Source organism: Micromonospora sp. NPDC000663 (genome assembly GCF_042898105.1).
In the GTDB taxonomy this organism is placed as follows: domain Bacteria; phylum Actinomycetota; class Actinomycetes; order Mycobacteriales; family Micromonosporaceae; genus Micromonospora.
Window position 1 is genome coordinate 1,247,403 of sequence record NZ_JBIAYR010000001.1, and the last position, 12,790, is coordinate 1,260,192.

Genomic DNA, 12,790 nt, shown 5'->3' on the forward strand with positions numbered 1-12,790 from the left:
GGTCAGTCGCGGAGCGGAACTGTCCAGCACAGCTCGGTGCCGTGCGGCTCGACCCGGCCGACGGTGAAGATGCCCCCGTGGCCCTCGGCGCGTTCCCGCAGGTTGACCAGGCCGCCCCGGGCGGTGGCCGGGTCGCAGCCCACCCCGTCGTCGGTGACCGTCAGGCTGACCTGCCCGCCGTCGACCCGGACGGCGACGGTGACCCGGCTGGCATGCGCGTGGCGGACCGCGTTCGACAATGCCTCGCGCAGCACGGCGGTGAGGTCCGGGCGGATGGCGTCCGGGACGGCGCTGTCCACCGGGCCGGTCAGCTCCAGGTGCGGCCTGAAACCCAGCGACTCGGCGGCCAGCTCGACCGCCTCGCGGATTTCGGTTCGCAGCGCGGCGGTCATCGGTGTGCGCAGCTCGAAGATGGTCCGCCTGATGTCGCGGATGGTGGCGTCCAGGTCGTCGACTGCCGCGTTGATCCGTTTGGCGACCTCGGGTCGGGTCATCATCGGCGCGGCGCTCTGCAGTTGCAGACCGGTGGCGAAGAGCCGCTGGATCACCACGTCGTGCAGGTCGCGGGCGATCCGCTCGCGGTCCTCCAGGACCACCAGCAACTCCCGTTCCTCCTGACCTCGCGCCCGCTCCATGGCCAACGCCGCCTGCCCGGCGAAGCTGCCCAGCAGGGCCATCTCGTCGTCGCCGGCGCCGCCGCCGCGCTCCGGCGGGTGCGCGACGACGAGCACGCCGTGCAGCGTCTCCGCGGTGGCCAGCGGTGAGATCACCGCCGGGCCGGTGTGCAGCAGCGCCGGCCACGGCGCGGCATGGCCGAGGTCGTCCACCTGGTCCTGGCGGCCCTCCGCAATGGCCCTCCCGAAGCTGGTGTCGGCCGCCGGCAGGACCGTGCCGACCAGCCCGCGGGCCTGCTCGTCGACACCGTCGACCACCTCGACTGTGAACTGCTCGGCGTCGGTGTCGTAGAGCAGCATCAGCGCCAGCTCCGCCTCGGCCACCTCGCGGGCGCGCCGCGCCACCAGGGCCAGCGCGTCGGTACGGCGCACCTCACCGAGCAGCACCGAGGTGATCTCGGCGGTCGCGGCGAGCCAGCGTTCCCGCCGGTGCGCCAGCGCGTACAGGCGGGCGTTCTCGATGGCCACGCCGGCGGCGGCGGCGAGCGCGACGACGATCTCCTCGTCGTCCTCGGTGAACTGCGCGCCGCCCTGCTTCTCGGCCAGGTAGAGGTTGCCGAACACCTGGTCCCGGATGCGCACCGGCACGCCCAGGAAGCTGTGCATCGGCGGGTGGTTCGCCGGGAAGCCGTAGGAACGGGGGTGCTGGGTGATGTCCGGCATCCGCAGCGGCCGGGGCTCGTCGATGAGCAGGCCCAGCACGCCCCGCCCGTGCGGCAGGTCACCGATCCGCGCGTGCTGCTCGGCTGTGATGCCGTGCACGATGAAGTCGTGCAGCAGCCGGTCCGGGCCGATCACGCCGAGCGCGCCGTACCGGGCGCCCACCAGCTCCGAGGCGGACTGCACGATCCGTTGCAGGGTGGTACGCAGATCCAGGTTGGTGCCGATGCCGACCACCGCGTCGAGCAGGGCACGCAGCCGCTCCCGACTGGTGACCACCTCACCGACCCGGTCCAGCATCTCCTGGAGCAGTTCGTCGAGGCGTACCCGGGACAGGGGGCTCAACCCCAGCGACGGGGTCACCGGCGATTCGTGGCGGGGATGCGAAGGGCTGCTCGTCACCCGGCGATGGTAGCGCCGTGAATTTTCCGGCCGGGCTGCTCAGCCCTGCTCACCGCGGACCGCTGAGGTGTCGACCACCTGCTCGGTGGTCAGTCGCGGGGTGTGCGGCGGGCCGGCGTGTGCCGGGTCGGCGATCCCCAGGCGCAGCACCAGGTACGGGTAGCTGAGCCCGGCGAGGAGCTGACGCAGCGTCTGCCGGGTGCCCGGCACCTCCACCACGGCGCTGAGCGGCACCACCGACACACCGAGGCGGGTGGCGGTCAGCCAACCGGCGGAGAGTGCCTCGCCGGCACGCAGCCAGCTGTCCGGTTCGTCCTCGTCGCCGTGCAGCAGCGCGTACACCGCGGCGCGGTCGTGACCCGGACCCATCGGCAGGCTGCCGGGGCGGCCGAAGTCGCGGGCCGGCACCGTGGTCTGCGGGAGCTGCTCGGGCAGCACCTCCGCCGGCAGCCCGGTGCCGGTGCCGGCCCGGCCCGTCCAGTACGCCAGTTCGGCACGCAACTCCGGGTCTTCGGACTCGACCGTGTCGGCGTGCCCGGCCGTGGCGGCCAGCTCCAGCACCTGGTCGCGGTCGAGGATCTGCAACCGGCAGCCCTCGGCGGTGACCGCCCGGCTGATCTGCGTGATCGCGTCCGTCGGCACCGGCTCGTCGCTCACCGGCCGCCGGTCGGTGTGCCGGACCTGCATGCACTGCACGATGCGCATGGCGTCCGGGTCGGCGTCGGTGCGGCTCAGGTCGGTCAGCCGGGCCAGCAGCTCGCGGTCGCCCGGGTCGGGCAGCCGCTCCACGACGGCACGCCACCCCTGCGCGGCAAGCGCCACCCGGGCGTGGTGCAGGGCGGCGCCGCAGCTGATCGCGAGGAGCCGACCCTCCGGGTCGGTGGCGGCCAGCTTGCGGTCGGCGACCGAGCGCAGCTCCAACGCGTCGGGTAGCACCCGCCACCGCCACGGCTGCGTGTTGTGCACCGAGGGGGCGTGGCCGGCGGTGGCGGCGGCCTCCGCCAGCGCGGTGGTCAGCTGGCTCTCCTGACTCATGGTCACGACCTTTCCGTCTCTGCTCATCGTGCCTCACGACCCGATGCCGTGCGGGACTTGCCGCACCATCCTGTGCCATCGGGCGTCAACGCGCAGGGGTCGCAGGTCCCGACCGCACCGGGACGTTGCGCCCGCCCACCGACGAAACTCCGGGTGTACGGCTACGGCCGGCCACGGACTGCGACGATGCGCAGGTGGGGGCGGTGGAGTCGACCGAGTGTGTGCCGGAGCGGCCGGTCCGGGTCCGCCTCCGGCGGTGGTGGCCGTGGGAGGAGTTCTTCTCCCTGGACCCGTCCGACCCGGCGGCCGAGCGGCGGTGAAGCGCGAGCCCGGCCGGCCTCAGCGTTCCCGGACCACCGCCACCGGGCAGTGGGCGTGCTGGATCAGCTGCTGGCTGACCGAGCCGAGCAACATGCCGGCCAGCCCGCCCCGGCCCCGGGTGCCGACCACCACCAGCCGCCCGTCGCGGCTCGCCTCGATCATCATCGCCGCCGGGCTGCCCGGCACCAGGTCGACAGTGACGTCCAGGCCGGCGAACGTGCGCCGCCACGGCTCCACCAACTCCTCGATCGCGGCCCGCTCGTCGGGCACCCCGGCCGCCCCGCCGGGGCCCGGCGTCCAGGCGTGCAGAACGCGCAGCGGAACCTGCCGCTGCGCGGCCCGCTCCGCAGCGAAACCCAGCGCCACCTGCGACGGCTCCGAGCCGTCCACGCCCACCGCCACCGGGCCGACCGATGCGCCGCTCGGGACGTCACCGTCGCGGACCACGACGACCGGGCAGCGCGCGTGCGCGGCGACCGCCACCGCCGTCGACCCGGCCAGCAGGCCACCGAACCCGCCGTGTCCCCGGCTGCCGAGCACCAGGATCCCGGCCTCGGCGGAGCGCTCCTGCAACACGAGGGCCGGCGGCCCGTCGTACACCTGGCCGGTGATCGTCAGCCCGGGGTTCGCGGCCGTGGCGTCCGCCGCTGCCCTGCGGACCAGGTCCTCGACCTGCCGCCGGGCGGTGTCGTCTGGCCAGACGCCGGGCGCCACGCCCGGGCCGACCCAGCTGGCCACCGTCAGCCACTCGAACACGTACGCCAGTCGCACCGGCTGCCCGCTGCGCCGAGCCTCGTCCAGCGCCCAGTCCAGGGCCCTCGACGCGTCGGTGGAGCCGTCGTAGCCGACCAGGATCTCCGCGTCACGCACGTCGTCCTCCTTCAGCGGTTCGTCGGGTCGGTCTCGCGGACCCAGCGCCACTCCGCGACCTGGGGGTCGTCCTCGCCGTACCGGCGGGTGTAGTCGCGGGCGGCCTGCCGGGCGTCGACCATCTCCTGCCGCAGGTGCGCGGCGCGCGCGCCCAGCCCGGGCACCCGGTCGATGACGTCGATGACCAGGTGGAAGCGGTCCAGGTCGTTGAGCATCACCATGTCGAACGGGGTGGTGGTGGTGCCCTCCTCCTTGTAACCGCGTACGTGCAGATTCTCGTGGTTGGTACGGCGGTAGGTGAGCCGGTGGATCAGCCACGGGTAGCCGTGGTAGGCGAAGATGATCGGCCGGTCCGGCGTGAAGATGGTGTCGAACTCCTTGTCGGGCAGCCCGTGCGGATGCTCGGTGTCCGGTTGGAGCCGCATCAGGTCGACCACGTTCACCAGCCGCACCTTCAACTCCGGCAGGTGCTGGCGCAGCAGTTCCACGGCAGCGAGGGTCTCCAGGGTGGGCACGTCGCCGCAGCAGGCGAGCACCACGTCCGGTTCGGTGCCCGCGTCGCTGCTGGCCCACTCCCAGATGCCCAGGCCGCGCCGGGTGTGCTGGATGGCCTCGGTCATCGTCAGCCAGTTCGGCGCCGGCTGCTTACCGGCCACCACCACGTTGATGTAGTGCCTGCTGCGCAGGCAGTGGTCCATCGTGGCGAGCAGGGTGTTCGCGTCCGGCGGCAGGTAGACCCTGACCACCTCGGCCTTCTTGTTGACCACGTGGTCGATGAAGCCGGGGTCCTGGTGCGAGAAGCCGTTGTGGTCCTGGCGCCAGACGTGGCTGGACAGCAGGTAGTTCAGCGAGGCGATCGGCTGCCGCCACGGGATGGCCCGGGTCACCTTCAGCCATTTGGCGTGCTGGTTGAGCATCGAGTCGACGATGTGTATGAACGCCTCGTAGCTGGTGAACACGCCGTGCCGGCCGGTCAGCAGGTAGCCCTCCAGCCATCCCTGGCACAGGTGCTCGGAGAGCACCTCCATCACCCGGCCGTCGGGGGAGAGGTGGTCGTCGCCGGGCACCGTCTCGGCCACCCAGGCCCGGTCGGTCACCTCGAAGGCGGCACCCAACCGGTTGGAGGCGACCTCGTCGGGGCCGAACAGCCGGAACGTCTCCGGGTTGGCGGCGATGACGTCGCGGATCCACGGGCCGAGCACCCCCGTCGCGCCGGCCATCGGCTGGCCCGGCTCGGGGACCTCCACGCCGTAGTCACGAAAGTCGGGCAGGGTCAGGTCACGCAGCACCACTCCGCCGTTGGTGACCGGGTTGGCGCTCATCCGCCGATCGCCGCGCGGCGGCAGCGTACGCAACTCGTCCACCGGCGCGCCCGTGGCGTCGAACAACTCCTCGGGCCGGTAGCTGCGCAGCCACTGCTCCAGCTCGGCCAGGTGCGCCGGGTTGTCGCGAACCTCCGACAGCGGCACCTGGTGGGCCCGGTACGTGCCCTCCACCTGCTTGCCGTCGACCTCGCCGGGGCCGGTCCAGCCCTTCGGCGTCCGCAGGATGATCATCGGCCAGCGGGGGCGTTCGACGAGACCCCCGGTACGTGCCCGGCTCTGGATCGCCGCGATCTCGTCAAGCGTCCGGTCCATCGTCGCGGCGAGGGTGCGGTGCACCTCGGCCGGGTCGTCGCCGGCCACCACGTACGGCTGGTAGCCCGACCCGTGCATCAGGTCGAGCAGGTCGGCCTCGGGGATCCGGGACAGTACGGTCGGATTCGCGATCTTGTAGCCGTTGAGGTGCAGGATGGGCAGCACCGCGCCGTCGCGGGCCGGATTGAGGAACACGTTGGAGAGCCAGCTGCCGGCCAGCGGACCGGTCTCCGCCTCGCCGTCACCGATGACGCACGCCACCACGAGGTCCGGGTGGTCGAACGCGGCGCCGTACGCGTGACTCAACGCGTACCCCAGCTCACCGCCCTCGTGGATCGAACCCGGCACGTCCGCCGCGACGTGGCTGGGGATGCCGCCGGGGAACGAGAACTGCCGGAACAGCCGGGCCATCCCTGTCTCGTCGCGCGCCACGTCGTGGTAGCGCTCCGACCAGGTGCCCTCCAGCCAGGTGTTGGCCACGATGGCCGGGCCGCCGTGCCCAGGGCCGGTGACCAGCATGGCGTTCAGGTCGCGCGCCACGATCACCCGGTTGAGGTGGGCGTAGATCAGGTTGAGGCCCGGGCTGGTGCCCCAGTGGCCGAGCAGCCGCGGCTTGATGTCGTCAGGGGCCAGCGGGTCGCGCAGCAGGGGGTTGCCCAGCAGGTAGATCTGCCCCACGGTGAGGTAGTTCGCGGCGCGCCAGTAGGCGTCCAACCGGCGCAGCTCGTCGTCGGTGAGGGCGCCGTGCACGTCGAGAGCGGTGTCCATGATGCTGCCTCTCGCGGGGTCGGATGGGCGTCCGGGGTCCAGCTTCGCGGCTGGCGGCGCCGCGGATCAGGGCCGTTGGTCCCGTGTCGGGCGGGCGGCGGGGCCGGTGAGCGGCTTCGTGGCGAGGCCTCGCACGACGACCACCGGGGCCGGGGAGTGGTAGAGCAGGGACTGGGCGACGGCGCCCAACATGGCTCGGCCTGGTTCGTCACCCCGGGCCGCGACCACCGCCACCTGCGCCGAGCGGGACGTCTCGACGAGCACCTCGCCGGGATCGCCGCGCTCGACACGGCTCTCGGTCACCACCCCGGGGCGGTCGGCGGTGTGCCGGGCCAGCGCCTCGGTGAGCTGCTCGGTGACCGCGTCGGTGTCCTCGTCGTACTCCGCCACCCGCAGGGCCAGGAGTCGTGCGCCACGCTGGGCCGCGCACTCCAGGGCCCAGCGCAGGGCGAGGTGGGAGCTGGGTGAGCCGTCCACGCCGACAAGCACGGGGCCCTGCGGCGGTGGCTCGCTGCGGACCGTCAGCAGTGGGCAGCCGGCCCGGGCCGCCAACTGCACCGCGGGCGTCTCGGCCGGTACGCACTTACCGCTGCCGGCCATGCCGCTGTCGCCGACCGCCAGCAGGAAGGCCGCCTCCGAGCGCCGGATGAGGGTCATCAGCATGGCGCTCTCGACGATCTCGCCGCGTACGGTGAGCCCCGGTTCGGTCCGGTGGGCGAGTTGGGCGGCCTGTGCGATCAGCTGCTCGGCCCGGTCCCGGGGCGCGGCGACGGTGTCGGCGGCGAAGGCCGCGTGCCAGTCGAAGGTGTGCAGCAGGTGCAGTGCCCGGCCGTGCCCGGCGGCCTCCAGGGCCGCCTGCTGGACGACCGGGAGATCGCGCTCCGAGCCGAGGCCGACGATCACCTCCGCATCGACGGATGCGGTCATCCGACATCACCTCCCGGGCGTCGCGCCCGGCACGACCACGCTGTCCCTCACCGAGGGTAGTCGGGCGGGTGCGGCAGCGGGGCCGGTTCGCCCACGCCTCGTCAACCGGGGTTGACACGAGTGGCGCTGTCAACGTATGTTGACGCCATGAGTCAGGCGACGGAACTCGCGGCGGCAGCCGGCAGCACCGACCCCCGGGTCGGGCTGCGCGCCGTCCGCGCGCTGCGCCGGCTGCTCGAGCGGCTCGAGGTGGTCCAGGTGGACAACGCCCGTCGACAGGGCTGGTCCTGGCAGGAGATCGCCGACGCGCTCGAGGTCAGCCGGCAGGCGGTGCACAAGAAGCACGCCGGACGACCGGCGGTCAACTCATCCTGGGAGGCGTGATGTTCGAACGGTTCACCGACCGGGCGCGCGACGTGGTGCGGCGGGCGCTGGAGGAGGCACGGGCCGAGGGGCAACGACCGGTAGGCACCGAGCACCTGCTGCTCGCCCTGCTCGCCGACGAGGCCGGGCTGGCCAGCCGCGTGCTTACCGACGCCGGTGTGCGCGCCGACGACCTTCGCGAGCGGGTACGCCGGCACACCGCCAGCGGCGGCGCCGGCCTCGGCGACGCCGACGCGGCAGCCCTGCGGGAGATCGGCATCGACCTGGCCGCGATAGTGGCCCGCATCGAGGAGTCCTTCGGCCCAGACGCGCTGCGCGAGGCCGTACCCGCGCCGCGCCGCCGCTGGAGGCGCAGGAGGTACCTGGGCGGGCCGTTCTCACCCCGGTCCAGGAAGGTCCTGGAGCTGTCCCTGCGGGAGGCGCTGCGCCTGCGCCACAAGCACATCGGCACCGAGCACATCCTGCTGGGCGTGCTCCGGGAGGGCCACGGGCTGGGCGCGCAGGTGCTCACCGAATCCGGCGTCGACCTCGACGATCTGCGCCAGCGGGTGGAGAACGCCCTGCGGACCACCGCCTGACAGACCCGCAGGCGTTGAAACCTGTCTGTGGCACTTCCGACGCCCGGCGTCCACGGGCTCGCTGAAGCCGTCCCTGTGCTGCACACTGACGCCGTGGATCCTGGACAGGACAGACGACCCTCGGGCGGCGACGGCGGGCTGCGCTCGGCAGTGGTGGTCAACCCCGTGAAGGTCGACGATCTCGACGAGCTGCGACGCACCGTCGACGACGCCCTGGCCGCCGCCGGCTGGCCGGCCCCTCAGTGGTACGAGACGACAGTCGACGACCCGGGCCGGGGCCAGACCGAGCAGGCCGTCAAGGACGGCGTCGACCTGGTCTTCGCCTGCGGTGGCGACGGCACGGTGATGTCCTGCGTCAGCGCCCTCGTCGGCACCGACGTGGCCCTCGCCGTGCTGCCGCAGGGCACCGGCAACCTGCTCGCCGCCAACCTGGGTCTCTCCACCGACCTGGCCGCCGGTCTCCAGGTCGCCGTCGAGCGGGGCCGTCGGCTGCTCGACGTCGGCGCGGTCGAGGACCGCTACTTCACGGTGATGGCAGGCATGGGCTTCGACGCCCAGATGCTCGAAGCCACGAACGAGACCACCAAGGCCCGCATCGGCTGGCCGGCGTACGTGGTGGGCGCCGTCCGGCACCTGCGCGACAGGCCGATGCGGGTGCAGATCCGCATCGACGACCGGCCACCGGTACGCCGCCGGGCCCGCTCGGTCCTGATCGCCAACGTGGGCCGGCTCCAGGGCGGGGTGCGGCTGCTCACCGAGGCCGAGCCGGACGACGGCTGGCTCGACGTCGCGGTGCTCACCCCGCACAGCCTGCGGCACTGGCTCGCGCTCGGTTGGGCGGTGATCCGCCGCAGCGGCGAGGTGCCCCGGATGGAGGTGTTCCGTGGCCGGCGCGTGGTGGTCACCAGCAACCGGGCCCAGCCGCGCGAGCTGGACGGCGACCTCATCGCCCCGGGCCGGCAACTGCGGGCGGACATCAAGCCCGAGTCGCTCTGGCTCTGCGTCCCCCAGCCGCAGGACGCCCCCGACCTGGCCGTCGACGCACAGGGCGCCGGAGAGCGGGGCGAGCAGCTGATCGAGGAAGCGCGCCGTGAGTAGCACCCGCATCGTGCCGGAGACCCGGCTGATGGCCGACGCGGAGCTGTCCGCCGACGACGCCTGGCGCACACTGCGCCGGCAGGGCGGCTGGCACCTGCTGCGGGACGCCTTCATCCGGTTCCGCTACGGCGACGGGTTCAGCCACTCGCGGGCGTTCGCGCTGCAACTCTGCCTCGCCGTGGTGCCGTTCCTGATCGCCCTCACCGGCCTGGTCAGCGAGCTGGGCGTCCGGGAGGGCGGCCAGGTGGTCGCCGATACCGTCCTGGCGCTCACCCCCGGGCAGAGCGAGCAGGTGGTCGGCGACCTGCTCGGCGAGGGCGAGCGGGTCGAGGACGCCGGGGAGCTGGCGCTCACCCTCGGTCTGCTCACCGGCCTGGTCGCGTTGACCACCACGATGGCCCAGATCGAGCGGGGCGCCAACCGCATCTACGGCGTCGAACGGGACCGCCCCGCCCTGGGCAAGTACCTGCGCGCCGCCGTCCTGGCCGTCACCGCCGGCCTGCCCGCGCTCGCCGGGTTCCTCATCCTGGTGGGCGGCGGCGCGATGGGTGACTCGGTGCGCGAACACTACGAGTGGGGTGATGTCGCCCAGGGCATCTGGGACGCCGTACGTTTCCCGCTGAGCCTCGGGCTGACCGTGCTCGCGGTGGCCGTGCTGTTCCGGCACGCGCCCCGCCGACGGCAGCCCGGCCTGTCCTGGCTGCTCTTCGGCGCCGGCATCGCCACCGCCCTGTGGTGGACGACAAGCCTCCTGCTGGCCGCGTACGTGCGGTTCAGTGACGGTTTCGGCCAGACCTACGGTGCGTTGGCGGGCATGATGGCGCTGCTGCTCTGGGCCAACCTGACCGGGATCGCGCTCTTCGGTGGGCTGGCGTTCGCCGCCCAGTTGGAGGCGCTGCGCATCGGTGTGCAGGAGCCCGCCCAACCGGACCTGTGGGAGCCCGACGCCGAGCGCGGGGAGCTGCTCGACACCGGGGACATGTCCGCCCTGTAGCTGTCCCCGCGTGTACGCACGACGCGGATCGGGTAAAGCGCCTCGCCAGAGACGACAAGGGAGGTGCGGGGTGACCGCGGTCAAAGAGGTGGCGCGGCGTCCGATCGGTCATTTCGCCGAACGGAGCGTCGCCGGGCTGGCGGCCGTCACTGGCGCCGGGGTGGCCTTCGGGCTGCTGTTGCTGCTCGTGCGGGTGCGCTGGAGCCCGTTGCAGGACGCGGACCACGCCGTCGCCGAGTGGTTCAACGGGCTCGTCGCCCCGCACCACGCACTCGTCACAGTGCTCCAGGCGGTGACCGACCTGGGCGGCCGGCCGATTCTCATCTGGCTGGTCACCATCGCGGTGGTCGGTCTGCTGATCCGGCGCCAGCCCCGACTGGCCGTCTACCTGATCATCACAGGGGTCGGCGGTCTGATCCTCGACCCGTCACTCAAGACGCTCGTCGGCCGGCTCCGCCCGATCGTGGACGTGCCGGTCGCCAGCGCCCCGGGGAACAGCTTCCCCAGCGGGCACGCGCTCGGCTCGTTCGTCGCGTACGGGGCGCTGCTGCTGGTGTTCCTGCCGGCGATGGCGCCGCGCTGGCGTAAGCCGGCGATCGTCGGCGTCGGCGTGCTGGTGGCGCTGATCGGCCTGACCCGGATCGCGCTGGGCGTGCACTTCGTCTCCGACGTGTTCGGCGGCTGGCTGCTCGGCGCGGCGTGGCTGGGCGTCACCGCGTACGCCTTCCGGCTGTGGCGGCGCGAGCGGGGCCGGCCGGTGCCGTCGCTGAGCGAGGGTCTGGAGCCGGAGGCCGGGCACGACATCGCCCCCGCCCCGGCCGAGGAGCACGTGCTGGCCCATCCGCGCTCGGCGGTGGCCGAGCTGCTGGTCGGCTGGGTGCTCGTGTTCGGCGCGCTGTACGGCTTCGGCACGTACGTCAGCTACCACGCCAAGGGCACCTTCTTCGACACCCTGGACACGGAGGTGCCGCGCTGGTTCGCCGAGCGGCACACCGAGATGCTCACCGAGGTGAGCTGGTGGTGGAGCAAGTTCGGCGACACCCACGCGATCCTGCTCATCTCGCTGGTGTTCTGCCCGCTGGTGCTCGCGGTGTGGCGGCGCTGGCGGCCGGTGCTGTTCGTGGCGCTGGCGATGATCGGTGAGCTGACCCTCTTCCTCGCCTCGGCGCGGGCGGTCGACCGTCCGCGTCCGCCTGTGGAGAACCTGGACGGGCAGATGCCCACCTCGTCGTTCCCGTCCGGGCACATCGCGGCGACGATCTGCGTCTGGCTGGCCATCACCCTGATCGTGTTCCCCCGTACCGACCGCTGGTGGCGGTGGATCTTCGTGGCGCTGGCCGTGATCATGCCGGTCGGCGTGGCCACCTCGCGGATGTACCGGGGCATGCACCACCCGACCGACTTCATGGGCGCGATCCTGCTCTCCGCGCTCTGGATCGGGCTGCTCTACCTGGTCGTCCGCCCGAACGCCGACCTGGAGGAAGGCAACCAGCCGGCCATCGAGTCGGAGGACGTGGGCACCCTCGACGACGAGCTGGCGCGGGCCGGCCGGGCCGACTGAGCGCGGCGCCGTGCTGCGCGTGATGACCTGGAACATCCGCACCGGCGGGCGGGACCGCGGTGGTCCCGACCGGTTGGATCAGGTGGTCCGGGTCGTCACCGAGCAGGTGCCGGACGTGCTGGCCCTGGAGGAGCTGCGCGGCTTCGACCGCGACGGGCTGATGGTCACTGTGGCGGGCCGGGTGGGGATGACGCCCCACCTGGCCCGGTCCTGCTTCGGGCAGCCGGTGGCGGTGCTGGTCCGGCCGCCGTACCGGGTCGTCGACGCGAGGCCGGTGCGCCGCCCGTTCCACCACGCCGCCGCCCGCGTCGTGGTGGCCACCTCCGCCGGCCCGCTCACCGTGGTGGGCGCCCACCTCTACCCGTACTCCGGTGGGCGCCGGCGGATGGAGGTCGACTGGCTGGTCTCGGCAGTGCGACGCGCGCCCGGACCCCTGACGCTGGTCACCGGCGATCTCAACTCGCTCGATCCGACCGTCGACCACACCGCACGGCTGGCCGGGATGCCCGCGATGTACCGGCGGCGGCACCTGCGACGGGCCGGCGGGACCGTGGACACCCGTGCCATTGCCCGGTTGCTTGCCGCCGGGCTTGTCGATCTCTGGCCCGCGTCCGCCCCCGGAGCGCCGGAGGCCGAGGGGCTCACCGTGCCCACCCGGTTCGGCGGGGCCGAGTTCGCCGGAATGCGCCTCGACTACCTGTTCGGCAGCCCCGCGCTTGCCGAACGCGTCAGCGACTGTCGGGTGATCCGTGGCGGTGCGGCCGACACGGCCTCGGACCACTATCCGCTGCTTGCCGACCTGGACCTCGACAACGCTCCACACTGAACGGTCCAGGACCGCGAGCCGTGGCACGGGACCCGCCTGCTGCTGCTCGGAGCCC

General features: G+C 73.0%; 11 protein-coding genes. 6 read left to right on the plus strand and 5 right to left on the minus strand.

Translation table 11 applies throughout. The features are described from left to right. Nucleotides 1-2: 2 nt before the first annotated feature. The 5 genes from ACFY1S_RS05980 to ACFY1S_RS06000 all read right to left on the minus strand — a co-directional run bounded on the left by ACFY1S_RS05980 (nucleotide 3) and on the right by ACFY1S_RS06000 (nucleotide 7,294). The gene (locus tag ACFY1S_RS05980) at nucleotides 3-1,679 is read right to left on the minus strand and encodes a GAF domain-containing protein (RefSeq protein ID WP_387114329.1); all 1,677 of its coding nucleotides are present in this window, start codon (nucleotides 1,677-1,679) and stop codon (nucleotides 3-5) included. Between the two features lie 96 nt (nucleotides 1,680-1,775). Next, the gene (locus ACFY1S_RS05985) at nucleotides 1,776-2,771 is read right to left on the minus strand and encodes an Acg family FMN-binding oxidoreductase (protein ID WP_387113263.1); all 996 of its coding nucleotides are present in this window, start codon (nucleotides 2,769-2,771) and stop codon (nucleotides 1,776-1,778) included. A gap of 339 nt (nucleotides 2,772-3,110) precedes the next feature. Continuing rightward, nucleotides 3,111-4,013 carry a universal stress protein gene (locus tag ACFY1S_RS05990; RefSeq protein WP_387113265.1) on the minus strand — a complete coding sequence of 301 codons (903 nt, stop codon included), beginning with the start codon at nucleotides 4,011-4,013 and terminating at the stop codon, nucleotides 3,111-3,113. Further along, a complete protein-coding gene (locus tag ACFY1S_RS05995) occupies nucleotides 3,974-6,367 on the minus strand; it encodes a phosphoketolase (protein ID WP_387113267.1) in 2,394 nt (797 codons plus the stop codon). The genes ACFY1S_RS05990 and ACFY1S_RS05995 overlap by 40 nt, the downstream gene beginning before the upstream one ends. A gap of 66 nt (nucleotides 6,368-6,433) precedes the next feature. Further along, entirely contained in the window at nucleotides 6,434-7,294 is an 861-nt protein-coding gene (locus ACFY1S_RS06000) for a universal stress protein (protein WP_387113269.1), read from the minus strand. A 147-nt stretch (nucleotides 7,295-7,441) separates the two neighbouring features. Here ACFY1S_RS06000 and ACFY1S_RS06005 point away from each other — a divergent pair, with 147 nt between their 5' ends. The 6 genes from ACFY1S_RS06005 to ACFY1S_RS06030 all read left to right on the plus strand — a co-directional run bounded on the left by ACFY1S_RS06005 (nucleotide 7,442) and on the right by ACFY1S_RS06030 (nucleotide 12,735). After that, a complete protein-coding gene (locus ACFY1S_RS06005) occupies nucleotides 7,442-7,678 on the plus strand; it encodes an HTH domain-containing protein (protein WP_007457155.1) in 237 nt (78 codons plus the stop codon). Then, nucleotides 7,678-8,256: a Clp protease N-terminal domain-containing protein gene (locus ACFY1S_RS06010; RefSeq protein WP_387114332.1), complete on the plus strand. Its 579-nt coding sequence runs from the start codon at nucleotides 7,678-7,680 to the stop codon at nucleotides 8,254-8,256. The genes ACFY1S_RS06005 and ACFY1S_RS06010 overlap by 1 nt, the downstream gene beginning before the upstream one ends. A 93-nt stretch (nucleotides 8,257-8,349) precedes the next feature. Then, on the plus strand, nucleotides 8,350-9,354 hold the full coding sequence (locus tag ACFY1S_RS06015) for a diacylglycerol/lipid kinase family protein (protein ID WP_387113272.1): 1,005 nt from the start codon (nucleotides 8,350-8,352) through the stop codon (nucleotides 9,352-9,354). After that, the gene (locus ACFY1S_RS06020) at nucleotides 9,347-10,348 is read left to right on the plus strand and encodes a YihY/virulence factor BrkB family protein (RefSeq protein WP_387113274.1); all 1,002 of its coding nucleotides are present in this window, start codon (nucleotides 9,347-9,349) and stop codon (nucleotides 10,346-10,348) included. Before ACFY1S_RS06015 ends, ACFY1S_RS06020 begins: the two co-directional genes overlap by 8 nt. 70 nt (nucleotides 10,349-10,418) lie before the next feature. Beyond that, nucleotides 10,419-11,909: a phosphatase PAP2 family protein gene (locus tag ACFY1S_RS06025; RefSeq protein WP_387113276.1), complete on the plus strand. Its 1,491-nt coding sequence runs from the start codon at nucleotides 10,419-10,421 to the stop codon at nucleotides 11,907-11,909. A gap of 10 nt (nucleotides 11,910-11,919) precedes the next feature. Further along, nucleotides 11,920-12,735, plus strand: a complete 816-nt coding sequence (locus ACFY1S_RS06030) for an endonuclease/exonuclease/phosphatase family protein (protein ID WP_387113278.1) — start codon at nucleotides 11,920-11,922, stop codon at nucleotides 12,733-12,735. Nucleotides 12,736-12,790 lie beyond the last annotated feature (55 nt).

Coding starts and splice junctions, on each gene's coding strand:
- ACFY1S_RS05985 (WP_387113263.1), bottom strand. CDS start 2,771: ATGAGTCAGGAGAGCCAGCTGACCACCGCGCTGGCGGAGGCCGCCGCC.
- ACFY1S_RS05995 (WP_387113267.1), bottom strand. CDS start 6,367: ATGGACACCGCTCTCGACGTGCACGGCGCCCTCACCGACGACGAGCTG.
- ACFY1S_RS06000 (WP_387113269.1), bottom strand. CDS start 7,294: ATGACCGCATCCGTCGATGCGGAGGTGATCGTCGGCCTCGGCTCGGAG.
- ACFY1S_RS06010 (WP_387114332.1), top strand. CDS start 7,678: ATGTTCGAACGGTTCACCGACCGGGCGCGCGACGTGGTGCGGCGGGCG.
- ACFY1S_RS06005 (WP_007457155.1), top strand. CDS start 7,442: ATGAGTCAGGCGACGGAACTCGCGGCGGCAGCCGGCAGCACCGACCCC.